Below are 21734 nucleotides of genomic sequence, written 5' to 3'. Positions count from 1 at the left end.
GATCAGTTCTGCGGCTGCTGGGTTTGCACCGGCGTGGCGGCGTTGGCCGGCGCGCCGGCTGGCGGCTTGGGCGCCGGCGGTACCGGACGCGTCACCATGCTGCCGCCGACCGGCTGGCCATCCTGCAGCGCCGGCAAGACCGGCGTGCCCAGGTCCTTGAGCATCAGGTTGCCCGAAGCCGGCACGGCGGCCGCTTCGGTGGCACGCATATAGTCGTAGCGGTCGGTCGCCAGGCTCATGCTTTGCTCCTTGCTGCGCACGATAACCGGGCGCAGGAAGATCATCAGATTGGTTTTCTTGCGCTCGCGCGTCTGGTACTTGAACAGATTGCCCAGCACCGGAATGTCGCCCAGGCCGCGCACTTTTTCGGCATTGTCGCCGGTGCTGTCCTCGATCAGGCCACCCAACACGATGATCTGGCCATCGTCGGCCAGGACATTGTTTTCAATCACGCGGTTGTTGATGGTAATGCCGCTGACCGCCGTGGTGGTCGATTTATCCACGCTCGAGGTCTCGTGGTAGATCGCCAGCTTGATGGTGCCGCCTTCGGAAATCTGCGGGCGCACTTTCAGCGTCAGGCCGACGTCCTTGCGGTCAATGGTCTGGAACGGGTTGGTATTGGTGCCGGCCGTGCTGGTGTACTGGCCGGTCAGGATCGGCACGTTCTGGCCGACCTGCATGGTGGCCAGTTCGTTATCGAGCGTGATCAGGTTCGGCGTCGACAGGATATTGGCATTGCCATCGGACTCGAGCGCATGCGCTACCGCGCCCAGGCCCAGCGCGCCATTGATCTGGCGGAAAATGCCCAGCGTCAGGCCGCCGGTCGGCAGCACGGCGCCCTTGCCGGTGGCCAGCGCGGCGATATTGTTGCTGCTGCCGCTGGCAAACGACTGCAGCGCACCGACGCGGTAACTGCTGGTGCTGTCGCCGGAGAGGCCGGCCCACTGCACGCCGAATTCGGACGCCTTGGCCGACGTGACTTCAACGATCAGCGCTTCAATATAGACCTGGGCGCGGCGCACATCGAGCTGGTCGATCACGGCGCGCAGGTTGCGGTACACCGCCTCGTTGCAGGTCAGGATCAGGGTATTGGTCGATGCGTCGGCCTGGATAAAGCCGGCCGCGCCGCCAGCGGACAGTTGCTGCGGCGCGTTGTTGAGCGAAGCGCCGCCGCTGCCGCCGTTTTGCGAGTTGCCCATGCTGTTGCTGTTCAAGCCGCCCGAGTTGCTCTGGCCATTCATGCCCTGCGAGCTGACATTGGTGGTGGCGTTCTGCTGCGGCGAAGCGGCCGTGCCGTCCGACGTGACCACCGCGCGCAGCGTCTGCGCCAGCTTGGTGGCGTCGGCGTTTTTCAGGTACACCACGTGCACATTGCCCATCTGCGAAGTCGGCTGGTCCAGCTTGGCGATCAGCGACTTGGCCAGGTTGGCGCGCGCCGCCGACGGCGCGCGCAGCACCAGCGAATTGGTACGCGGATCGGCCAGCACCGATACCTTGCCGGCGTCGCCACCGGCGCCGGCAGCACCGCCACCGGTTTCCATCAGCTTGTTGATCATTGCCGCCAGATCCGAGGCAATCGCATAGCGCACCGGAATGACGTCCAGGTCGGTCGACGCCGGCACGTCCATGGCGGCGATAATCTTGGCCAGGCGCTTGAGGTTGTCGGCGTAGTCGGTGATCACCAGCGAGTTGTTGCCCGGATTGGCGTTGATGGTGTTATTGGGCGAGATCAGCGGGCGCAGTACTGCCAGCATATTGGCCGACGATTCGTAGTTCAGGTAAAACACCTGGCTGGCGATCTGGTCGCCCTTGACCTGGCTGGCGTTGTTGCCGATCTGGGTCGGCACCGACTGCAGCTTGGCGTCCGCTTCCGGCACCACCTTGGCGTAGCCGTCGCCCGACACCACCGCATAGCCCTGCAGGCGCAGTGCGGAGGCGAGCAGCGCAAAGGCCTGGGTCTTGCTGATCGACTTTTCCGACACCAGCGTGATGGTGCCCTTGACGCGCGGGTCGATCACGAAATTGATGTTGGTATAGTGGCCAACGGCCTTGATTACCGATTCGATATCGGCGCCAACAAAGTTGAGGGCCGCTTCATCGCCGGGCGCAGCCCAGACGGGCGCCGGCATGCCGGCCACGGAACAGCACAGCAGGGCGGCAGCCGACAGGCGGCGCAGCGAAAAGGTGGATTTGTTTTGGCTCACGGATGATTTTTTCATTGTCTAAACTCTAGGGCGATGATGTTTTTCTCGCTATTGCTACGGCGCTGACCAAGCAAATTCAGCAAACTCGCCAAGCTCTCGTCATATCCTGCTGCGGCCTGGGCCTGGCCGGAAAACTGCATGCGGCCCTGGTTCAGGCTGCCGCTGCCATCAAGCAGCAGCGGTCCTTTCAGGGACCGCAGCGTCAAGCCTGCCTGCTGTCCCTGCCAATCGAAATCAAGTTCATAACTGCCCAGCGGGCGCAGTGACGACAGGCGCGAAGCCATGTCGGTCATCTGCAAGGTGGTGCGGCCGTTGGCCGAGAACTGCTGCTTGTCGAGCGCCAGTTCCAGCGTGCTCCATGACAGGCGCATGGTGCCGGTCGGCGCCACGGTATTCAAGGGCGCGCCCAGGCCACCGAGGCCATCGGCCGGCAGCAGCAGTGCAGCCGGGCTGACCTGCCAGCGCGACCAGGAGCCGCGCAGGTTGACCGGCTGCGACAGCGCTTCCTGGTTCTGCAATTCCACATCGACCGAACCCCACAGCACCGATGGCGAAATACGCCAGCTGAAGCGCCCCGGCAGCAGCGGCGTGACGGCGCCATTGGCGCTGGCCGCGCCGCCGATAAAGGCCGAGCCGCGCCATAGCGTGCCTTGCGCATCGCCTAAAGTCAGGCGCCCGCCAGTCTGCTTTTCCACGATGCCGGCCACCCAGCCAGCCGGGAAAAACACCAGCAGCGTGAGCGTCATGCTGACCACGATGGCCAGCAGCCAGAGCAGGAAACGCTTCATTGGGTGACGCCCGGGCTCTGATGCAGCGTCAGCGTGGCGTCCACCAGCCCGGCCTTGCTTTGCGCGGTGATCTTCGCTTCCTGCACCGCGATGCGCCCTTCGCGGCGCAAGCCGTCGAGCCACAGCATCACGTTGGCAAACGGCGCACCGTTCAGCTGTACGCGCGCGTATTCGCCCGTCATCGACAGCGACTGCGCCGACAGGCCGCGCGCTTTCAGCGACGCGTCGACACTGTCACGGCTCATCGGTGCGACCTGCACCGGCGTCTGGCGCGACAATTCGCCCGCTTCACGCGCCAGCGCCTGCAACTGGGCTGCCTGCTGGCGCAATTCCGGCAGGCTCTTTTGCAGTTCGATGCGGCCATTCCAGGCCGGCTCGAAAAACACCGCATACATCAGCGCCAGGCCGGCCACCACGCCGCCGATGGTCAGCAGCTTGCGCTCCTGCGCCGTGCGTTCGGCCCAGAAAGCCTGCAGCGCCTGCCGGCGCGCTGCCACCAGCGCGCGTCCCTTGTTCAATGCTGCACTCATGCTTTGGCTCCCGTGGCGGCGCTGATCTTCCACACGCCCGGTTCAGTTTCGTTCAGTGTCAATTTGCGCGCGGCCAGACCATCGCGCACCTGCGCCTGTGCACTGGCGTTGACCATGTCGGGCTTCAAGCGCACGATCAGGCTGCGCTCGCGGTATTCGAGCGAGGCCACCACGCCGCGCCCGGCCAGGCCGCCCAGCGCTTCGCCGAGCGCCGCACTCATGCTGGTAAAGTCATCCATGCTGGCCTGGCCGCCCTGCAGGCGGGCGGCGGCGATATTGCGCCGCATCTGTTCGGCTTCCAGGCCGTACACCGGCGCTTCGTGCGGATACGCGGCCTTGAAGGTCTGCTGCATCGAGGTTTTCACGGTCGCCGCTTCGCGCTTCAGGCGCGACCATTCCAGATTGATGCCCACCAGATTGACCAGTACCACCAGCGCGGCCAGGCGCAGCGGCCAGCGCCAGCGGCGCCAGTCGCGCGCCGCGCCGCCGGCCGCGCCCAGCGCTGGGGCCAGATCCAGATTGGCGCTTTTGGCGCCGGCGATCCAGTGCGCCCAATGATCAAGCTCCACCGTCACGCCGGCAGCCTGCTGCGCCAGCGCCTGGTATTGCGCCAGCTCGTCGGCGCCCACATACAGCGCCAGCGGCACGTCGCCAGCCAGCGCGCGCGCCGTCAGCAAGGCCTGCTGCGGATCAAACGGCAGCACCAGCCCCATGCCTTCCTGCGGCGCCTGGCGCAGCGCCAGTTCGATGCCCTGCGCGCCGGGTTGCAGCGCGGCGACCACGCCGCCGGGCGGCAGCGGCAAACACAGTTGCGACGGCAGCAGCGTAATCTTGCGCGCGCTCTGTGCCAGCAGCGCACGGGTCAGTACTTCGATCCAGGCGCGCTGCGCCACGGCCACCGTGCGCAGGCCAGCGGCGTCCGGCGCGCCGGCCGCCAGCAGGCAGTCCTGCACATCACCCAGGATATGTTCTTCCACCAGTCCCGGCAGCGCCGCGCGCAGGCGGGCGCCGGCCAGCGGCGGCGTTTTCAGGCGCAGCAGCGTCACATCGGACGCCGCCAGCAGCAGCACCACCTGCTTCGCGCCAGCGATCAGCTGGCCCAGGCTGCCCAGCGCCGCACTGCCCTGCTGCTGCAGTTGGCCGCCATCGCCGGCCAGCATAAAGGCGCAGGTGGCGGCACTGTCGGTAGACGCCTTGGCCGGGTGCCGGATATACAAAGTTGTCAAAGGATTCGCTTTCAGGTGTTAGTTTTCCCGCAACCAGACCAGGCTGGTGGTGCGCTGAGGATCCGTTTTTCGATTGATCAGCGCCTGCGCGTCGAGGGCGGCGCGGTCCAGCCGTACCCGGATCACGGTCAGGAAGTAGCGGCTCTTGACATCGGCCTCCACGCCACCAATCACTTTCTTTCCATTAATATTATTCTTGAAGTTGTCCAGATCGACAAACTTTTTACGCGGATTGCTCAGCGTGAGCGCGCTGGCCTCGGAAACGGACATGTCGGTAATGGCAGCGAGTACCTCGGCCGAGGCGGTATTGACATTGACCGCCGTCATCTCCGGCAGCACGATCACGAAATCGCGCAGCTTTTCGATGATTTGCGGCGTATAGCCCGGTATTGCCATCAAATCTTCGATTTGCATGAAAGCAACCGGCTCGCTGCTGCCGCTGCTGCCTGCCGCAACCGTGGCAGTCTTGCCGTCACTGCCCTTGTCCGTGCTGCGCGGTTTCGGGCGCGCACGCACGACTGCATCGGCGGTGGCCCGCGCCAGGCCGCTATCGAGTTGCAAGTTGGACAGCAAGCGCTGGTAGGCCTGCAACTGGCCCGGGTTGGGCGCACCGGTCATGTCGACCAGGTTGGTAATATTGAACCGCCCCTGCGCATCGAGCGCGCGGCCCGAGACGGTGGCATCGAATTTTTCGGTATCAACGCGCTCGCGGTCCACGTAATCATCGAGGCGCGCCTCTTCGATCGGCGTAGCCCAGACTCCATCGACCGCAGTCAGCGCAGGATTATCCTGGCGCAACCAGAAGCGCGCAAAGTCGACCATGCCACGCATGGCCCATTGTGTTTGCAGGCGCAGGCGCTGGTTTTCCATCGAACGCACCTGCACCTGCTGCTGCCAGAACAGGCTGGCCACCACCGTGATGGCCAATGCGGTCAGCAGCAGCGCCGTGATAATGGCCACGCCGCGCTGGCGTTGCGGGAGCATGAACGGCTTCATCCCGGCCCCAGCAAAAATACTTTGCTCAGGCTGGCCGCCTGGCCCGGCATCTGCAGGCTCACTTCCAGCCCGGCCAGGTCATCGGTCTTGCTGCCGGTGCCCAGCGTGATCCACTCCGGCGCGGCATTGGCGCTCAGCGCGCGCTGGCCGCGCATAGCCATGCTGGCCACGCCCTGCATCAGCACCACTTCGGCACTGCCGTTGCCGGCGTCATTGCGGGCAGCCTGCCACAGCGTGTCGAGCACTGCCAGGTCACGCGTGCCGCTCGACTCGCGCCGCATCAGCACACCAGCGACCAGTCGGTAAGTGACCACTTGCAGCAGCTGCGGCTCCTGCTCGGACGCGGCCAGGCGCACCAGCATCAAACGGTCATTTTCCGCCTGCAGGTTGCTGCGGCCATTGAGCAGCGTGCTGCCCGCACCGGCGCCGGCCAGGTGATCGCAGTCGCTCTGCATCTGCGCAAACGCCAGCTGCATGCCGCGCGCCTGCGCCAGCTGGGCGGTCAGCACTTCGCGCGAACGCATAATGCTGTCGAGACCGCGCCAGCCCAGCACCGCCACCATCGCCAGGATAAAGATGGCGATCAGCAGCTCGATCAGGGTAAAGCCCCGCGCGCGGGACGGCAGGCGGCGCGCCATCAGTCGTTGAACGCCAGCAGGACCAGGCGCACGATGCGCCGGGCCGGGTACTGCGCGTCATACACATTGACGCGCACCTGGCGCATACGGGGATTCGGCGTGGCGACCACCTCTTCCTCGCAGATCAGTTTCAAATCGCCCTGCGGACAGTCGACGGTACGCTTGCCGGTCTGCGGGAAGCTTTTTTGCAGACGCAGGCGCACCAGGTGGTTTTCAGCCGACCAGGTGGCCATCATGGCGCTGCGCAGGCCGTCGCTGTTTTGCGTCAGGCTGCCTACTGCGCGTAGCGAGGCGCCCAGCGCCGTGCCGACGATCACCAGCGCCACCAGCACTTCGAGCAGGGTGAAACCGGACTGCCGGCGTTGGCGGCGGAGCAGGAAAGAAAAGGCCATCATTGTTCGACCGTGAAATGACCGATGCCGTCGGCGCGGATGGCCACGCTGCGCTCGCCGCTGGCCAGCGTCAGCACGAAGGGCTTGTCGACCGGCTCGCGGCCGAACACGATGCGCAGCGGTTGTGCCACGCTGGTCGACGGCTGCACGCTGAGCAGCATCGGCGTATTGGCAAAGGCCCGCTCGCGCAGCAAATCGTCCTGCGTCACAGGCTGCCACAGCTTTTCATTGAGCACCAGGAAACGGTATTGATTTTCATCGGCTTCAAACGCCACCTGCCGGCTGCGCACGATGGCCTCGTCGCGCGCCAGCTGCAGCAGCAGCGCAATGCGCTCGGCTTCTTTTTGCAGCGCCTGCTGCCCGTTGGGCATCGCATTGAGCGACACGATCCCCAGGGTGACGCCGATAATGACCATCACCACCAGCAGCTCGATCAGCGTAAAGCCGCGCTGATGACGATGACGCGGCTGGCATCGGGTGCTCATGGCAGGCAGGCCGGAAAAACTTACTGGTCCCAGGAACCGATATCGGCGTCGTCGCCGCTACCGCCAGGCTGGCCGTCGGCGCCCAGCGAGATGATATCGACTTCGCCTTTCAGGCCAGGCGACAGGTATTGGTAAGGATTGCCCCATGGGTCTTTCGGCATTTTTTCCAGGTAGCCGCCCGCTTTCCAGCCATTGGCGGCCGGGCCGGCAGTCGGTTTTTCCACCAGTGCGCGCAAGCCTTGTTCGGTGGTCGGGTAGCGCTGGTTGTCGAGGCGGTACAGTTTCAGGGCCTGCATTACGGTGGCGATATCGACCTTGGCGGCCGCCACTTTCGATTCACCGGTGCGGGCGATCAGCTTGGGCACCACCAGCGAAGCGAGAATACCCATGATCACCACCACCACCATGATTTCAATCAGGGTAAAGCCGCGCTGGCGAAGCGAACGTTTTGCTGCGTTTTGCATAAGAATGAAGAATGAGGTCCGTGGAATGCAGAGTATAAAGCCGAAATATGACAAAGCCTGTCATATAGAGGAAATTTAAGAAAATTTACCTGCTTGTGTTCAAGCCGACAAGGCGCCGGCACCACAGACCGGGCAAGCCGCATCGCGCTGCACGCGCATGCTGTTCCATTCCATGTGCAGGCCATCTAACAGCAGCAGCCGGCCGGCCAGCGAGGTGCCGATGCCCATGATCAGCTTGAGCGCCTCGGCCGCCTGCATGGCGCCCACCACGCCCACCAGCGGCGCCAGCACGCCCATGGTGGAACAGGCTTCGTCGGCAAACTGCTGGTCCTGCGGGAACAGGCACGAGTAGCACGGCTGCTGGCCCGAGCGCGGATCGAACACGCTGACCTGGCCGTCGAAACGGATTACCGCGCCCGACACCAGCGGCACCTTCTGCGCCACGCAGGCGCGGTTGATCGCATGGCGGGTGGCAAAATTGTCGGTGCAGTCGAGCACCACCGTGGCGCCGGCCACCAGTTCGCGCAGGCGCGCATCGCCGGCGCGCTCCTGCAGGGCCACCACCTCAATTTCCGGGTTGATCGATTGCAGCTGCGCGCGCGCCGACTGCACCTTGGGCTGGCCCACGCTGGCCGTGCCGTGGATGATCTGGCGCTGCAGATTGGTCAGGTCGACCGTATCGTCATCGACCAGCGTGAGCTTGCCCACGCCGCTGGCGGCAAGGTACATGGCGGCCGGCGCGCCGAGGCCGCCGGCGCCGATGACCAGCGCATGCGCGTCGAGCAGCGCCTGCTGGCCTTCGATGCCGATCTGGTCAAGCAGGATATGGCGCGAGTAGCGCAGCAGCTGCTGATCGTTCATGGCTGGCTGACCGGCGCCTTTTTATCTTCGGCCTTGATATCTGACGCGATTTCCGGCTTGTCGACGATTTTTTCCGCCTTGTTGTCCACCTTTGCCAGCTTCACCGGCAAGCCCTTGAAATGATTGAGCGCCTGCTGCAGCTGGAAGTCGTCCTGGGCACCGTATTCGAGCCGCTTGCGCGTTTTGGCATCGGCGATCAGGCGCTTTTCCTGTTCCAGCTGGTCGTGCACTTCACCCATGGTCGGCCTGGTTGCCTCGGGCTTGCCATCGTCGCTGCTCAGGTGCTTGTCCAGGTCGGCCTCGCGCACGCGCAGGGTATTCCAGCCGTCGCCCTCAAGCGTTTCATCGACCAGCAGATCGGGCGTAATGCCGCGCGCCTGGATGGCGCGGCCCTTGGGCGTGTAATAGCGTGCGGTGGTGAGCTTGATGGCGGTATCGGCCGTCAGCTGGCGCAGGGTCTGTACCGAACCCTTGCCAAAGGTCTGCGTACCGATCACGGTGGCGCGCCCGTAGTCCTGCAGCGCACCGGCGACAATCTCGGCCGCCGAGGCCGAACCGGTATTGACCAGCACCACCAGCGGCACGGTTTTCAATGCAGCCGGCAGCCTGGCCAGCGGATCGGCCTTGCTGCCAGGTGCGGCGTAAAATTCGCGGCGGCCATAGAACACCTGCTGCGATTCGGGCAACTGGCCACGCGTCGAGACGATCACCGAATTGCCGGGCAGAAAAGCCGCCGAGACGCCGATGGCGCCCGGCAGCACGCCGCCCGGGTCGTTGCGCAAGTCGAGCACCAGGCCTTTGAGCTTGGGATCCTGTGCGTACAGGCCGTTGATTTTCTTGACCATGTCACCCAGCGTCGGCTCCTGGAACTGCGCGATGCGCAGCCAGCCATAGCCGGGCGCCACCATTTTTGCCTTGACGCTCTGCACGCGGATTTCCTCGCGCACGATGGGAAACACCAGCGGCTGGGCTTCGCCCTTGCGTGAGATGGTCAGCACCAGCTTGCTGTTCGGCTGGCCGCGCATTTTCTTGATCACTTCATCGAGCTGCAAGCCCTTCAGCGGTACATTGTCGAGCCGCGTGATCAGGTCGCCGGCCAGGATACCGGCGCGGGTAGCCGGGCTGTCCTCGATCGGCGAGACCACCTTGACGTAGCCGTCTTCCATGCTTACTTCGATGCCGATGCCGACAAACTTGCCCTGCACGCTGTCGCGCATGTCCTTGAAGGCATTCTTGTCGAGATACACCGAGTGCGGATCAAGCGAAGCGACCATGCCGGAAATGGCTTCCGTCAGCAACTTCTTGTCTTCCACTTTTTCCACATAATCGGTCTTGATCAGGCCGAACACATCGGCCAGCTGGCGCAGTTCGTCCAGCGGCAGCGGCGCGGCGGCGCGTTGCGCCAAGGCCGGAAACTGCATGGTGGCGGCGACGCCAGCGAGCATGCCCAGACCGATCAGGCCGATATTTTTTACCTTGATGCCCATGTATCTCCGTCCACCTTGCAATCAGTACTGCCGTTGGCGCTTAAAACCGGACCCAGCCGACGGGATCGAAGGCGCGGCCCTGGTAACGCAGCTCAAAGTATAGTCCTGATTCTTCATTGCCGCCGCTGTTGCCGGCGCTGGCGATGGCGTCGCCGGCCTTGACGCTGTCACCCACGCGCTTGAGCAAGGACTCGTTATTGCCGTAAATACTCATGTACTGTCCGCCATGGTCGACAATGATCAGGTTGCCGAAACCGCGCATCCAGTTGGCAAACACCACCCGCCCCGTTGCCACGGCATGCACTTCGCTGCCTTCGCCGGTACGGATAAAGACGCCTTTCCAGGTGGGACCATCGCCGCGCTTGCTGCCGAACTTGGCCGCAATGCGGCCCGACACCGGCGCGCGCAGCTGGCCTTTCAGGCTGGCAAAGGCGCCGTCGGGCGCGGCCGGACCCAACACAGGACGAGCCGGTGCCGGCTCGGGCTTAGGCTCGGGCTTGGGTTCGGGCTTCGGCTCGACCTTGGCGATTTGCGGCGGTTCATCGGCGTCGATCGGATCGAGCTTGACCGGCGGCGCTGGCACAGGCGTCGGCGCCGGTGCGGGCGCCGGGGTTTGCGGCTTGATCCTGCCCGACTGATCCTGTTGCTCCCTGGCGATGCGCTCACGCTCGGCGCGCGCTTTCGCTTCGGCGCGCGCGCGCACAGCCGCCTGGGCTGCAGCCAGGCGCTCGCGTTTTTCCGCCGCCAGCTTGGCCTCGGCGGCAGCCTTGGCAGCGGCGCGCTGCGCGGCCAGCAGTTCCTGGCGCTTTTTCTCGGCCGCTGCGGCAGCGGCCTGTTCGGCAATCAGCTTGCCCAGCTTGTCGACCAGGCTGCCCATGCGCTGTTCATCGCGCTCGACATTGCCCGCTTCCTTGCGCTGCGCCACCAGGCGCTGCGACAAATTGGCCAGCAAGGTGGCGCGGCGCGCCTTTTCCTGCACCAGCAGGGCTTTCTGGTCGCGCTCTTCCTGGGCGATTTCTTCCAGCTCGTCCTTGGCGTTCTGCTCGTCAGCCTGGTTTTTTTCCACTGCCGCCAGATTGGCGCGCAAGGAGTCGAGCAGTTTGGCCTGCGCCTGCGACACATAGGCCATCAGTTGCAGGTCGCGGTTGATGCGGTTCGGATTGTCGCCCGAAAGCAGCAATTTCATGCGGTCCTCATTGCCTGCAACATATTGTTCGCGCAGCAATTTGGATAATTGTTTCTTTTGTTTTTCCACCGTCGCCGTCAGCTGCCGGTGTTCCTGCCCAAGCGCTTGAAGCTTGGCATTGGTATCGCTCTGTTCCTGCGCCAGGTCACGCAAGGCGCGGTTGGCGTTGGAAATGGCTTCTTCGGACTCGGCCAAGGTATCGGCCGCGTCCTCCCTGGCGCTTTCGGTGGCGCTGATATCGCGCTTGAGCGCGGTCAGCTTTTGCTGCAGGCCAGCGCGCTGCGCTTCCGCGGCCAGCTTTTGCTTGCTGCGTTCGGTCATCCTGGCGCCATGCGCCATGCTTGGCAGCAACAGCGCCAGGCATAGCACTGTGGCAGCGTGGATAGCACCGGCGCGCCAGGCCGGCAGGGAACGATCAGCAAAGGGGGCGAAGACTGTGCCGCGGAAGAAAGACTGCAAAGTTACTTGGCCTTCCCTTGGTTCGCTACGGCAGCCTGGGCCGCGGCAATCGCTGCCGGGTCGCCCAGGTAGTAATGGCGGATCGGTTTCAGGTCGGCATCGAGTTCATACACCAGCGGCTGGCCGTTGGGAATGTTCAGGCCGACGATATCGCTGTCGCTGATGCCGTCAAGCATCTTGATCAGCGCACGCAGGCTGTTGCCGTGGGCCGAGATAATGATTTTTTTGCCAGCGCGGATGGCCGGGGCGATTTCTTCATCCCAGGCCGGCATCACGCGCGCCACGGTGTCTTTCAGGCATTCGGTCAGCGGAATCGACGCTTTCGGCAGGCCGGCGTAGCGCGGGTCGTTGAACGAGGCGCGGTCGTCGCTTTCTTCCAGTGCCGGCGGCGGCGTATCGTAGCTGCGACGCCATACCAGCACCTGCTCGTCGCCATACTTGGCGGCCGTCTCGCCCTTGTCCAGGCCTTGCAGGGCGCCGTAGTGGCGCTCGTTCAGGCGCCAGTCGTTCTTGACCGGCAGATACATCGCATCCATTTCGTCCAGCGCCAGCCACAGCGTGCGGATCGCGCGTTTCAGTACCGAGGTATAGGCCACGTCGAAGGTATAGCCTTCCTGCTTCAGGATCTGGCCAGCGGCCTTGGCTTCGTTGATGCCCTTTTCCGTCAGATCGACGTCGGTCCAGCCGGTGAAGCGGTTATCGAGGTTCCAGGTGGACTCGCCGTGACGCATGAAAACGATTTTATACATAGTTCTATCTTCTCTCGGGTTCAAATCAAAAAAGCAAAACGTAAAAAGACCTCGTCAAGCTTCTATTTTATAATGCGCGCATCACCTTAAACCATTGGACTCTTTGTGAAATTCTTTATTGACCATATTTTTCTGATTGCCATCGTCCTTATTTCCGGCGGCGCCCTGCTGTGGCCCATGCTGTCGATGCGCGGCAAGCGCGCCACGGTGCTGGAAGTAACGCAGTTGATCAATCGTGGTAAAACCATCATTGTTGACGTACGCAACCCTGAAGAATTTGCAACTGGTCACCTGCCTGACGCAAAAAATATTCCGCTGGCAGAGCTGTCAAAACGCATGACAGAGCTGGAAAAATTCAAAACGCGCACCATTGTAGTGGTTTGCCAGAAAGGATCGCGTTCCGCTTCGGCCGTGGCACTGCTGACCAAAGCAGGCTACACGGAAGCGACGAGCCTGGAAGGCGGTATTGACGAGTGGAACAAGCAAGGCTTGCCACTGAAAACCCTGTCACTGGCGAAATAAGCAGCGCGCTTCGCCACCACTTATCAAGGAGAACATCATGAGTGTCCCAGTCATCGTCTACAGCACCGCTGTGTGTCCGTACTGCATCCGCGCCGAGCGCCTGCTGGAAAGCAAGGGCGTTACCGTGCAAAAGATCCGCGTCGACCTCGACCCGGCCGAGCGCGTCAAGATGATGGAACGCACCGGCCGGCGCACCGTGCCGCAGATTTACGTGGGCGAAACCCATGTGGGCGGTTTCGACGACTTGTATGCGCTCGATCAAGCCGGCAAGCTGGACCCCTTGTTAAACGGCACGGCAACCTGATATAAAGCGGGGTCGAGAAATTGGTTTGAGGCAGTATTGTTTTGATACAATTGCTCTCGCACCCCGCAAACCGTGCCTATCCGGCGCTGTTTTCACACTGCATGTACCTTATTTGAACGGTGTGCCGTTCTTGTCCATTACAACGAAAGCGTTCCATGTCTGACGAAAATCTGCAACCCGTATTCCAAATCCAACGCGTCTACCTGAAAGACATGTCGCTGGAGCAACCAAATTCCCCAGCCATTTTCCTGGAACAGGAAGCACCGGCAATCGAAGTTGCGCTGGACGTGGGCGCCGCACCGTTGGCCGATGGCATCTTCGAAGCGACCGTGACCATCACCGTGACCGCCAAAGTCGGCGAAAAAGTCGCGTTCCTGGTTGAAGGCAAGCAAGCAGGTATCTTCGAAGCACGCAATATCCCGGAAGATCAACTCGATCCGCTGCTGGGCATCGGCTGCCCGAACATCATCTACCCTTACCTGCGCGCCAACATCGCTGACGTGATCACCCGTGCCGGCTTCCCGCCAGTGCACCTGGCCGAGATCAACTTCGAAGTGTTCTACCAACAACGTCTGCAAGCGATCGCCGACGCCGCTGCTGCCGCACCAGCAGCCGGTGAAACGCACTAAGCTTTTGCAAGACTCCGCCAGCGCTTTCGCGCTGGCCTGACACGGCGGCCTGGCCGCCGTGCTTCATCAAGGTTCAAAAACATCATGTTGAATAATCCGGTTACGAGCAAGTTGCGTTGGATGACAGGCGCCGTGCTGATGCTGGCCAGTGTTGCCAGCCATGCCGTCGATTTCAAGTCCGTGGGCGCGGCCCCGGTGATCCTGTATGACGCGCCCTCGCCCAAAGGCGGCAAATTATATGTGGCGCCGCGCGGCATGCCGCTCGAAGTCGTGCTCAGCTATGGTGAATGGGTCAAGGTACGCGACGCCAGCGGCGAAATGGCCTGGACCGAAGCGAAGGGCCTGAGCCCCAAACGCAGCCTGGTAGCCCGCGCCGCCAACCTGAAGGTGCGCGCCAGCCCCGACGACAATTCGTCCGCCGTGCTGCTGCTCGACAAAGGCGTGCTGCTCGAACTGAGCGAGCCGGCCACATCGGGCTGGGTCAAGGTCCGCCACAAGGACGGCCAGACCGGCTACGTCAAGACCAGCGAAGTCTGGGGCCTGTAGGTCGGATTAGCGGGGCCAAGCCCCGCGTAATCCGACAACACCGCTGATCGACCACGCTTTTCCCCGCTTCAAGAGGTTACATGCAAGTTTCTGCCGACTTATCCGCCGGATTGACCACTGGCGCCGCCACGCGCCGCAAGATTACCGTCCTGGGCGCTGGCGCCTGGGGCACCGCCGTGGCGATGGCCCTGTCGGCCCGCCATGACGTGCTGTTATGGGGCCGCAACAGCGACGCCATGGCCGCCATGGCCGCCAGCCGCGAAAACAGCTACCTGCCCGGGTTTGCGCTGCCGGCCTCGCTGGCCGTCAGCGCCGACTTCGACGCCGCCGTGGCGCACGCCACCGGCGATGAGGCGCTGCTGATCGCCGCCTGCCCGGTAGCCGGCCTGCGTCCGCTGCTGCAGCAACTCAAACACAAGACCATCCCCAATCTGGTCTGGCTGTGCAAGGGTTTTGAAAACGGCAGCGGCATGCTGCCGCACCAGATCGTGCAGCAAGAGCTGGGCGCAGGGGTGCCTGGCGGCGCGTTGTCCGGCCCCTCGTTTGCACAGGAAGTGGCGCGTGCGCTGCCGTGCGCGCTCACCATTGCCTCCAGCGACGCGCAATTGCGCAGCAAGGTGGTGTCGGCCCTGCACGGCGGCACCATTCGCGTGTATGGCAGCGAAGACCTGGTGGGCGTGGAAGTGGGCGGTGCGGTGAAAAACATCCTGGCGATTGCCACCGGCGTGGCCGACGGCCTGGGCCTGGGACTGAACGCGCGCGCTGCGCTGATCACCCGTGGCCTGGCCGAAATTACCCGCCTGGGCCTGGCGCTGGGCGGCCAGACCGCCACCTTCATGGGCCTGACCGGCATGGGCGACCTGATTCTGACCTGCACCGGCGACCTGTCGCGCAACCGCAAGGTCGGCCTGGGGCTGGCACAAGGCAAGCCATTGGACACCATCGTGGCCGAACTGGGCCATGTGGCCGAAGGCGTGCCCTGCGCGCGCGCCGTGCGCGAACTGGCGCGCACGATCAATGTGGACATGCCGATCACCAATGCGGTAGCCGGCGTGCTGTTCGACGGCGACTTGCCGCAGGCGATGGTGCAACAATTGCTGGCGCGCGATCCGCGCGACGAGGCCAGCGGGCTGGCCTGACGTTCACGACCGGATCTAGCGGCCGGCCTTGGCCATTAAAATAGTCAGCAGCACCACACTATCTTCACGCGCTTCGAGCGCATGAGCCTGGCCGCCGTGCAGATACAGCATCTGGCCTGCGCTCAGCACCTGCACGCCGCCATGCGCGTCGACGGCCAGTTGCCCTTGCAGGCACAGCAGGGTAATTTCTCCCAGTACATGATGCTCGGGCATGGTTTTGCCTTTGGGCATGACCATGCGGATCAGTTCCAGTTCGTCCGTCTTGGCCAGCGCAATCGAGGAAAACTGCGACAGATCGTCGCTGGCGGTGGGCTTGAGGTCGATGACTTGGCCTGAGCTGGCGTGGGGTAGGGCCATGGTGGTCTCCTTGGGATGGTAGGGCTGTTTGCGGCACCACGCAGTGGTGTACATTAGCGCCAACAGTGTTGTCGGATTACGGCCGGAGGCCTAATCCGACCTACGCGACCTACCGACCTACGCTTCTGGCGATTCTTCCTCTGGCTCTTTGGCCTCGCGCATCCACTGTACCAGCGGGTACGCGTCTTTCAGGCCTTCGGCGATCATCGGCAGCAGCTTTTCCGGGGTGTTCAGCGGCAGCGGCACTTCGGTCCAGACAAAAAAGCTTTTCAGCTTGATAAATTCGATATGCTCGGCGTCGGCGGCAAAACCTTTCGGCGGGCGCTGCAGCTTGCCTTCATCCTGGATGGTGCCGAAGCGCGCCTTCAGGCGCTTATTCTTGAGCACTTTGGAAAAACCTGGCGCATCGTTGACCATATGCTCGCGCAGCGCCTTCAGGCGTCCCGGTGGCGGCATGTATTCGCCGGCACCGAACAGCAGGTTGCCTTCGCCGTCGATCTGCAGATAGTAGGTCGGACCGCCGGCCTTGCTGGGGCGGCGCATGTCGTTCGGTGCAATCGCGGCCGAAAAACGGGTTTTGTAGGGCCGCTTGTCATGCGCAAAGCGCACGTCGCGGTTGATGCGGAACATGGCTTTTTTCGGATTGCAGAACTTGACGGCCGGATCAAACCTGCCCAGCTCGCCGATCACGCTGGTCACCAGCGCCAGGAATTCTTCGCGCAGGATATCGTAGCGCGGCTTGTTCATCACAAACCAGGGACGGTTATTGTTGTCGCTCAGTTCACGTAAAAATTGGGTCAAATCACGCACATGCATGTGTAGCTTCCGATTCGCAACTATTTGGACAGGTCTTTCGGGATGGGACGCTTGCCCACCGCCACCTCAAGCGCCATTTCACGGTTCTTGCGCAGCACCGTCATTTTAGCTTTTTCGCCCGGTGGCAGTTGCGCAATCAGATTGAGCATTTCGGTGGTGTCACCCACCGGCTTGCCTTCGACGCTGAGCAGGATATCGCCCGGCTTGATGCCGGCCTTGTCGGCCGGGCCGCTGCGCACCACGCCGGCGATAATCGCCCCGCTGGTGCGCTGCAGGCCGAAGCTGTCGGCCAGTTCCTCGGTGATATCCTGGGTTTCCACGCCGATCCAGCCGCGCACCACATGCCCGTTCTTGATGATCGCCTCCATCACTGTCTTGGTGGTGGAAACGGGAATGGCAAAGCCGATGCCGACCGAGCCGCCGCTTTGCGAATAAATCGCCGTATTGATGCCGATCAGGTTGCCGCGCGTATCGACCAGCGCGCCACCCGAGTTGCCGAAGTTGATCGCGGCATCGGTCTGGATAAAGTTTTCAAAGCTGTTGATATGCAGGTTGTTGCGGCCCAAGGCAGAAATGATGCCCATGGTCACCGTCTGGCCCACGCCAAACGGGTTGCCAATCGCCAGCACGGCATCGCCCACACGCGCCTGCTCGGACTGGCCCAGCACGATCACGGGCAGCTTGTCGAGCTTGATTTTGATCACGGCCAGGTCGGTTTCCGGGTCAAGGCCCACCACTTCGGCCGGCGCCTTGCGCCCGTCCGTCAGTACCACCTCGATTTGATCGGCGCCTTCAACCACATGGTTGTTGGTCAGCACATAGCCTTCATGGCTGACGATCACGCCCGAGCCCAGGCTGTTTTTCATGCCGCCGCCGTTGTCGAACTCGGGGGTGCGCTCGCCAAAGAAGCGCTTGAAGAACGGGTCGCGCGCCAGCGGATGGGCGCCGCGCTTGGGCGCCTGGGTGGTGAGGATATTGACCACGGCGGGCATGGCCCGCGCCGCCGCGTCGCGAAACGATCCAGGCGCCAGGCTGCTCGAGGCCGTCTCCACCACCGGAATCGGCGTGGCGGGCGAACCGAGCTGCTGCACCCGGCTGGCCGGACGCAGTGCGCCGTAGACAAAATATAGTGCCAGGGCAATGGTCACTGTCTGCGCAAACAACAGCCAAAATCGTCGCATAAAACTCTATCCAGGTCAGCCGGCGCCACGCCGTAACAACTTATTGTGCCAGATCAGTGTTTTTTGGCGCGCCCTTGAGCGAGTCGCGGATCTCGCGCAGCAGCAGGATATCTTCCGGCGTGATCGGCGCCGCAGCCGGTGCCGGCGGTGGCGTATGCGCACGGCGCGCCTTGTTGACCAGGCGAACCATCTGGAAAATGATAAACGCCAGGATAATGAAATTGAGCAGGATGGTCAGGAAGTTACCGTAAGCGAGTACGGCGCCAGCCTGCTTGGCCTGTTCCAGCGTCATGCTGGTCGGCTGGCCATTGAGCGGGAAATAGTAATTGGAAAAATCGAGGCCGCCAAAAATGCGCCCGATCGGCGGCATGATCACGTCTTTCACCAATGAATCGACAATCTTGCCGAAAGCGCCACCGATAATGACACCCACGGCCAGATCGATGACATTGCCTTTCATTGCAAATTCTTTAAATTCCTGCATCATTGCCATGGATATTCCCTTCGGATGTGTATAAAAGACATGCCGATCATACTATCGATTGCCAACGACACCAACTTGTCGCTGCGTGCAAGGGCTATTCCGATACAAGCGGACGCATCTAGTTCAAAAGAACTAGCCTCTTTCTGCAAAAGTATATAAATTATGGTACAAGCAACGTTTTTCTTTAATTCGCTGTTTGCTTCACTTATAATTTGCGGTCGCCAGTAGTGGCTTTTTTCGCTTCGTGGCGATTAACAAGAAAATGGCACAAGCTGCGCCATTGACCGAAGTTCCGCAGGGATGTTGCCACTTTACCGTACAAAGAGACGGGTTGCGGCAAGCACTAATACCGCTTCGGCGACGGATTTTTACGCGGCTGCCATTCATAATAAAGATTCGCATTTTGACTGATTGGGGTTTGCATGAGTAACGAAAAGCAGGTCGATTCGGGCCGCCGCGGCTTGCTCGTCGCCACGTGCGCGGCGGGCAGTGTAGTCGGGTTGGCTACCGCGGGTGCCTTGGTAAGCACCTTCCAGCCATCGGAGCGAGCGAAAGCGGCCGGCGCGCCGGTCGAAGTAGATATCGCCACCTTGCAGCCTGGCGAAATGCGCACCGTGGAATGGCGCGGCAAGCCGGTCTGGATCCTCAAGCGCACCCCGGAAATGGTGGCGTCGCTGAAGAAAACCGACGACAAGGTGGCCGATGCCGATTCCAAACGCAATCCGGCCGAATTCACGCCGGAATACTGCATGAACGAATGGCGCTCGATCAAGCCTGAAATTCTCGTTGCCGTCGGCATCTGTACCCACCTCGGCTGCTCTCCTTCCTCGAAATTTACCCCCGGCCCGCAACCGTCGCTGCCTGACGATTGGGAAGGCGGCTTCCTGTGCCCTTGCCACGGTTCGACCTTCGATATGGCCGGCCGCGTGTTCAAGAACAAGCCCGCGCCGGACAACTTGCAGGTGCCGCGCCATATGTATCTGAGCGACACCAAACTGGTGATTGGTAAAGACGAGAAAGGCGAGGCTTGATCATGGCTGCTTTCAAAGAAACCAAATTCCCGGCCGATGCGCCGGCCGCGCAAAAAGCGGTGGGCTGGATCGATGACCGCTTTCCGCTGACCAAACTGTGGAACGATCAATGGGGCAAGTACTACGCCCCGAAAAACTTCAATTTCTGGTACATCTTCGGTTCCCTGGCCATGCTGGTACTGGTGCTGCAGATCGTCACCGGTATCTTCCTGACCATGCATTACAAGCCCGATGCGGCGCTGGCCTTCAATTCGGTCGAGTACATCATGCGCGAAGTGCCATGGGGCTGGCTGGTGCGCTATATGCACTCGACCGGCGCGTCGGCCTTCTTCATCATCGTGTACCTGCACATGACGCGCGGCCTGCTGTACGGCTCGTATCGCAAGCCACGCGAACTGATCTGGCTGTTCGGCTTTGCCATCTTCCTGTGCCTGATGGCCGAAGCGTTCTTCGGCTACCTGCTGCCATGGGGCCAGATGTCGTACTGGGGCGCACAAGTGATCGTCAACCTGTTCGGCGCCATTCCGCTGATCGGCCCTGACCTGTCGCTGTGGATCCGCGGCGACTACGTGGTCTCCGACGCCACCCTGAACCGCTTCTTCGCCTTCCACGTGATCGCCATCCCGTTGGTACTGCTGGGCCTGGTTGCAGCGCATCTGATCGCCCTGCACGAAGTCGGTTCGAGCAATCCGGACGGCATCGAAGTGAAAGAAAACCTGGGCGCCGACGGCCACCCGGTCGATTCGATCCCGTCCCATCCGTACTACACCGTGCACGACCTGTTCGGCGTATCGATCTTCCTGGTCATTTTCAGCGCGGTGGTGTTTTTTGCACCGGAAATGGGCGGCTACTTCCTGGAATACAACAACTTCCTGCCGGGCGACTCGCTGAAAACCCCGCTGCACATCGCCCCAACCTGGTACTTCACGCCGTTCTACTCGGTACTGCGCGCCACCACCGCCGACTTCATGTACGTGCTGATGGGTGCGGTCGCTGCCTACGTGGTGTTTATCTGGTTGAAATCGCGCCTGTCGACCAAGGTCAAGACCGCCATTGCCGTGATTGCGCTGGTGGCCATCGTCGGCATGCTGCCACAGGTGCTCGACGCCAAATTCTGGGGTGTGGTGTTCTTCGGCGGCTCGGTAGTGATCCTGGCGTTCCTGCCATGGCTCGACCATTCGCCGGTGAAATCGATCCGCTACCGTCCGACCTGGCATAAATACATCTACGCCATCTTCGGCCTGTCGTTCCTGATCCTCGGCTACCTCGGTACCCAGGCGCCAACGGACGGCAAGACCATCGTGTCGCAAGTGTGCACCCTGATTTACTTCAGCTTTTTCCTGCTGATGCCATGGTGGAGTGCAATGGGCAAGTTCAAGACCGTGCCGTCGCGTGTGACGTTTCACCCGCACTAAGCCGATCCCACGCCACGCTCAAAGGACCTACATCAAATGAAGATTGCAAAAAAACTGCTCGCCATCCTGGCGTTCGTACCGGCCATGGGCTTTGCCAGCGAAGGCGGCTTTCCGCTCGACAAGGCGCCTGACCGTTCAACCAACATGGCCGCGCTGCAACACGGTGCCAAATTGTTCGTTAATCATTGCTTGAATTGCCACGCTGCCGTCTCGATGCGCTACAACCGCCTGAAAGACCTGGGCCTGACGGAAGACCAGATCAAGAACAATTTGTTGTTTACTGGTGATAAAGTGGGCGACTTGATGACAACGTCGCTGGCGGCCAAGGACGCCAAGACGTTTTTTGGCGTCGTTCCGCCCGATCTGTCGGTAATTTCACGCGCAAAATCATCTTCCGCTGGCACTGGCGGCGACTACCTGTATACTTACCTGCGTACGTTCTATAAAGATGACACGCGTCCGACCGGCTGGAATAATATGGTCGTGCCGAATGTTGCCATGCCACATGTGTTATGGGAGTTGCAAGGTATCCAGACTGCCAAGTTTGTAGAAGAGACTGATCCGCATGAAGCGGGCAAGAAAATCCACAAATTTGTCGGCTTCGAGCAAGTCAAGCCAGGCACGTTGAACAAGATCGATTACGACACTGCAGTAGCCGACCTGGTCGGTTACATGGAGTGGATGGCCGAACCGGCACAGCAGACACGCAAGCGCCTGGGCGTTTGGGTACTGCTGTTCCTGTCGGCTTTTGCGCTGCTGGCATGGCGCCTGAATGCGTCGTTCTGGAAGGAAGTCAAATAAGTGAGGCGCCGGCTTCAAGCCGGTTAATGCCGTTTTTAGCATTG

25 protein-coding genes are annotated in these 21734 nt (G+C 61.9%); 8 read left to right on the top strand and 17 right to left on the bottom strand.

Annotated elements, in window-relative coordinates:
• Positions 1 to 2: 2 nt before the first annotated feature.
• The 13 genes from gspD to gpmA form a co-directional block, all read right to left on the bottom strand.
• Complete coding sequence (gene gspD, locus GCM43_RS20615; protein ID WP_152247762.1) at positions 3 to 2219, bottom strand: type II secretion system secretin GspD; 2217 nt, start codon at positions 2217 to 2219, stop codon at positions 3 to 5.
• Positions 2216 to 2992, bottom strand: a complete 777-nt coding sequence (locus tag GCM43_RS20610; protein ID WP_152247761.1) for a type II secretion system protein N — start codon at positions 2990 to 2992, stop codon at positions 2216 to 2218. Before GCM43_RS20610 ends, gspD begins: the two co-directional genes overlap by 4 nt.
• Entirely contained in the window at positions 2989 to 3522 is a 534-nt protein-coding gene (gene gspM / locus GCM43_RS20605) for a type II secretion system protein GspM (protein WP_152247760.1), read from the bottom strand. Before gspM ends, GCM43_RS20610 begins: the two co-directional genes overlap by 4 nt.
• Entirely contained in the window at positions 3519 to 4748 is a 1230-nt protein-coding gene (gene gspL, locus GCM43_RS20600; RefSeq protein ID WP_226929587.1) for a type II secretion system protein GspL, read from the bottom strand. The genes gspM and gspL overlap by 4 nt, the downstream gene beginning before the upstream one ends.
• Before the next feature lie 18 nt (positions 4749 to 4766).
• Complete coding sequence (gene gspK / locus GCM43_RS20595) at positions 4767 to 5732, bottom strand: type II secretion system minor pseudopilin GspK (protein ID WP_226929586.1); 966 nt, start codon at positions 5730 to 5732, stop codon at positions 4767 to 4769.
• 8 nt (positions 5733 to 5740) lie between these two features.
• Positions 5741 to 6382, bottom strand: coding sequence for a PulJ/GspJ family protein (locus GCM43_RS20590; protein WP_152247758.1), 642 nt, complete (start codon positions 6380 to 6382; stop codon positions 5741 to 5743).
• Positions 6382 to 6777, bottom strand: coding sequence for a type II secretion system minor pseudopilin GspI (gene gspI / locus GCM43_RS20585; protein WP_152247757.1), 396 nt, complete (start codon positions 6775 to 6777; stop codon positions 6382 to 6384). Before gspI ends, GCM43_RS20590 begins: the two co-directional genes overlap by 1 nt.
• Positions 6774 to 7259, bottom strand: a complete 486-nt coding sequence (gspH, locus tag GCM43_RS20580; protein WP_152247756.1) for a type II secretion system minor pseudopilin GspH — start codon at positions 7257 to 7259, stop codon at positions 6774 to 6776. The genes gspI and gspH overlap by 4 nt, the downstream gene beginning before the upstream one ends.
• A gap of 20 nt (positions 7260 to 7279) precedes the next feature.
• Positions 7280 to 7723 carry a type II secretion system major pseudopilin GspG gene (gspG, locus tag GCM43_RS20575; protein WP_152247755.1) on the bottom strand — a complete coding sequence of 148 codons (444 nt, stop codon included), beginning with the start codon at positions 7721 to 7723 and terminating at the stop codon, positions 7280 to 7282.
• 99 nt (positions 7724 to 7822) lie between these two features.
• Positions 7823 to 8584, bottom strand: coding sequence for a HesA/MoeB/ThiF family protein (locus GCM43_RS20570; protein ID WP_152247754.1), 762 nt, complete (start codon positions 8582 to 8584; stop codon positions 7823 to 7825).
• Positions 8581 to 10071 (bottom strand): S41 family peptidase, encoded by a 1491-nt coding sequence (locus GCM43_RS20565; RefSeq protein ID WP_152247753.1) that lies wholly within the window; start codon positions 10069 to 10071, stop codon positions 8581 to 8583. Before GCM43_RS20565 ends, GCM43_RS20570 begins: the two co-directional genes overlap by 4 nt.
• 40 nt (positions 10072 to 10111) lie before the next feature.
• Positions 10112 to 11596 (bottom strand): murein hydrolase activator EnvC family protein, encoded by a 1485-nt coding sequence (locus GCM43_RS20560; protein ID WP_152247814.1) that lies wholly within the window; start codon positions 11594 to 11596, stop codon positions 10112 to 10114.
• A 122-nt stretch (positions 11597 to 11718) separates the two neighbouring features.
• Entirely contained in the window at positions 11719 to 12465 is a 747-nt protein-coding gene (gpmA, locus tag GCM43_RS20555) for a 2,3-diphosphoglycerate-dependent phosphoglycerate mutase (protein ID WP_152247752.1), read from the bottom strand.
• Positions 12466 to 12570: 105 nt separating this feature from the next.
• On the opposite strand from gpmA, the gene GCM43_RS20550 reads away from it, so the two are divergent.
• The 5 genes from GCM43_RS20550 to GCM43_RS20530 all read left to right on the top strand — a co-directional run bounded on the left by GCM43_RS20550 (position 12571) and on the right by GCM43_RS20530 (position 15605).
• A complete protein-coding gene (locus tag GCM43_RS20550) occupies positions 12571 to 12987 on the top strand; it encodes a rhodanese-like domain-containing protein (protein ID WP_152247751.1) in 417 nt (138 codons plus the stop codon).
• A gap of 37 nt (positions 12988 to 13024) precedes the next feature.
• The gene (grxC, locus tag GCM43_RS20545) at positions 13025 to 13291 is read left to right on the top strand and encodes a glutaredoxin 3 (RefSeq protein WP_152247750.1); all 267 of its coding nucleotides are present in this window, start codon (positions 13025 to 13027) and stop codon (positions 13289 to 13291) included.
• Between the two features lie 155 nt (positions 13292 to 13446).
• On the top strand, positions 13447 to 13920 hold the full coding sequence (gene secB / locus GCM43_RS20540) for a protein-export chaperone SecB (RefSeq protein ID WP_152247749.1): 474 nt from the start codon (positions 13447 to 13449) through the stop codon (positions 13918 to 13920).
• A 120-nt stretch (positions 13921 to 14040) separates the two neighbouring features.
• Positions 14041 to 14466 (top strand): SH3 domain-containing protein, encoded by a 426-nt coding sequence (locus GCM43_RS20535; protein WP_226929591.1) that lies wholly within the window; start codon positions 14041 to 14043, stop codon positions 14464 to 14466.
• A gap of 80 nt (positions 14467 to 14546) precedes the next feature.
• The gene (locus GCM43_RS20530) at positions 14547 to 15605 is read left to right on the top strand and encodes an NAD(P)H-dependent glycerol-3-phosphate dehydrogenase (RefSeq protein WP_152247747.1); all 1059 of its coding nucleotides are present in this window, start codon (positions 14547 to 14549) and stop codon (positions 15603 to 15605) included.
• Between the two features lie 15 nt (positions 15606 to 15620).
• Here GCM43_RS20530 and GCM43_RS20525 read toward each other — a convergent pair whose 3' ends face one another.
• From GCM43_RS20525 to mscL, 4 genes are all read right to left on the bottom strand, one after another.
• Positions 15621 to 15962 carry a cupin domain-containing protein gene (locus GCM43_RS20525; RefSeq protein ID WP_152247746.1) on the bottom strand — a complete coding sequence of 114 codons (342 nt, stop codon included), beginning with the start codon at positions 15960 to 15962 and terminating at the stop codon, positions 15621 to 15623.
• 117 nt (positions 15963 to 16079) lie between these two features.
• Positions 16080 to 16778 carry a DUF2461 domain-containing protein gene (locus GCM43_RS20520; RefSeq protein ID WP_152247745.1) on the bottom strand — a complete coding sequence of 233 codons (699 nt, stop codon included), beginning with the start codon at positions 16776 to 16778 and terminating at the stop codon, positions 16080 to 16082.
• A 20-nt stretch (positions 16779 to 16798) separates the two neighbouring features.
• The gene (locus GCM43_RS20515) at positions 16799 to 17959 is read right to left on the bottom strand and encodes a Do family serine endopeptidase (RefSeq protein WP_193315689.1); all 1161 of its coding nucleotides are present in this window, start codon (positions 17957 to 17959) and stop codon (positions 16799 to 16801) included.
• A gap of 40 nt (positions 17960 to 17999) precedes the next feature.
• Positions 18000 to 18452, bottom strand: coding sequence for a large conductance mechanosensitive channel protein MscL (gene mscL, locus GCM43_RS20510; protein ID WP_152247744.1), 453 nt, complete (start codon positions 18450 to 18452; stop codon positions 18000 to 18002).
• Between the two features lie 413 nt (positions 18453 to 18865).
• Here mscL and petA point away from each other — a divergent pair, with 413 nt between their 5' ends.
• Genes petA through GCM43_RS20495 form a run of 3 tightly spaced genes read left to right on the top strand, consistent with a single transcriptional unit; the run spans position 18866 to position 21690 of the window.
• Positions 18866 to 19474, top strand: a complete 609-nt coding sequence (gene petA / locus GCM43_RS20505; protein ID WP_152247743.1) for a ubiquinol-cytochrome c reductase iron-sulfur subunit — start codon at positions 18866 to 18868, stop codon at positions 19472 to 19474.
• Positions 19475 to 19476: 2 nt separating this feature from the next.
• Positions 19477 to 20889 (top strand): cytochrome b, encoded by a 1413-nt coding sequence (locus GCM43_RS20500; protein ID WP_152247742.1) that lies wholly within the window; start codon positions 19477 to 19479, stop codon positions 20887 to 20889.
• Positions 20890 to 20925: 36 nt separating this feature from the next.
• A complete protein-coding gene (locus tag GCM43_RS20495) occupies positions 20926 to 21690 on the top strand; it encodes a cytochrome c1 (protein ID WP_152247741.1) in 765 nt (254 codons plus the stop codon).
• The last annotated feature ends 44 nt before the right edge of the window (positions 21691 to 21734 follow it).

The organism is Janthinobacterium aquaticum, assembly GCF_009208565.1.
GTDB lineage: Bacteria > Pseudomonadota > Gammaproteobacteria > Burkholderiales > Burkholderiaceae_D > Janthinobacterium.
This window is presented reverse-complemented; position numbering and strand designations above follow the sequence as displayed.

Excerpts from the sequence above, each read along its gene's own strand:
- gspD (WP_152247762.1), bottom strand. The coding sequence starts at position 2,219 with ATGAAAAAATCATCCGTGAGCCAAAACAAATCCACCTTTTCGCTGCGC.
- GCM43_RS20610 (WP_152247761.1), bottom strand. The coding sequence starts at position 2,992 with ATGAAGCGTTTCCTGCTCTGGCTGCTGGCCATCGTGGTCAGCATGACG.
- gspM (WP_152247760.1), bottom strand. The coding sequence starts at position 3,522 with ATGAGTGCAGCATTGAACAAGGGACGCGCGCTGGTGGCAGCGCGCCGG.
- gspK (WP_226929586.1), bottom strand. The coding sequence starts at position 5,732 with ATGCTCCCGCAACGCCAGCGCGGCGTGGCCATTATCACGGCGCTGCTG.
- GCM43_RS20590 (WP_152247758.1), bottom strand. The coding sequence starts at position 6,382 with ATGGCGCGCCGCCTGCCGTCCCGCGCGCGGGGCTTTACCCTGATCGAG.
- gspI (WP_152247757.1), bottom strand. The coding sequence starts at position 6,777 with ATGATGGCCTTTTCTTTCCTGCTCCGCCGCCAACGCCGGCAGTCCGGT.
- gspH (WP_152247756.1), bottom strand. The coding sequence starts at position 7,259 with ATGAGCACCCGATGCCAGCCGCGTCATCGTCATCAGCGCGGCTTTACG.
- gspG (WP_152247755.1), bottom strand. The coding sequence starts at position 7,723 with ATGCAAAACGCAGCAAAACGTTCGCTTCGCCAGCGCGGCTTTACCCTG.
- GCM43_RS20570 (WP_152247754.1), bottom strand. The coding sequence starts at position 8,584 with ATGAACGATCAGCAGCTGCTGCGCTACTCGCGCCATATCCTGCTTGAC.
- GCM43_RS20565 (WP_152247753.1), bottom strand. The coding sequence starts at position 10,071 with ATGGGCATCAAGGTAAAAAATATCGGCCTGATCGGTCTGGGCATGCTC.
- GCM43_RS20560 (WP_152247814.1), bottom strand. The coding sequence starts at position 11,596 with ATGGCGCATGGCGCCAGGATGACCGAACGCAGCAAGCAAAAGCTGGCC.
- gpmA (WP_152247752.1), bottom strand. The coding sequence starts at position 12,465 with ATGTATAAAATCGTTTTCATGCGTCACGGCGAGTCCACCTGGAACCTC.
- grxC (WP_152247750.1), top strand. The coding sequence starts at position 13,025 with ATGAGTGTCCCAGTCATCGTCTACAGCACCGCTGTGTGTCCGTACTGC.
- secB (WP_152247749.1), top strand. The coding sequence starts at position 13,447 with ATGTCTGACGAAAATCTGCAACCCGTATTCCAAATCCAACGCGTCTAC.
- GCM43_RS20535 (WP_226929591.1), top strand. The coding sequence starts at position 14,041 with ATGACAGGCGCCGTGCTGATGCTGGCCAGTGTTGCCAGCCATGCCGTC.
- GCM43_RS20530 (WP_152247747.1), top strand. The coding sequence starts at position 14,547 with ATGCAAGTTTCTGCCGACTTATCCGCCGGATTGACCACTGGCGCCGCC.
- GCM43_RS20525 (WP_152247746.1), bottom strand. The coding sequence starts at position 15,962 with ATGGCCCTACCCCACGCCAGCTCAGGCCAAGTCATCGACCTCAAGCCC.
- GCM43_RS20520 (WP_152247745.1), bottom strand. The coding sequence starts at position 16,778 with ATGCATGTGCGTGATTTGACCCAATTTTTACGTGAACTGAGCGACAAC.
- GCM43_RS20515 (WP_193315689.1), bottom strand. The coding sequence starts at position 17,959 with ATGCGACGATTTTGGCTGTTGTTTGCGCAGACAGTGACCATTGCCCTG.
- mscL (WP_152247744.1), bottom strand. The coding sequence starts at position 18,452 with ATGGCAATGATGCAGGAATTTAAAGAATTTGCAATGAAAGGCAATGTC.
- petA (WP_152247743.1), top strand. The coding sequence starts at position 18,866 with ATGAGTAACGAAAAGCAGGTCGATTCGGGCCGCCGCGGCTTGCTCGTC.
- GCM43_RS20500 (WP_152247742.1), top strand. The coding sequence starts at position 19,477 with ATGGCTGCTTTCAAAGAAACCAAATTCCCGGCCGATGCGCCGGCCGCG.
- GCM43_RS20495 (WP_152247741.1), top strand. The coding sequence starts at position 20,926 with ATGAAGATTGCAAAAAAACTGCTCGCCATCCTGGCGTTCGTACCGGCC.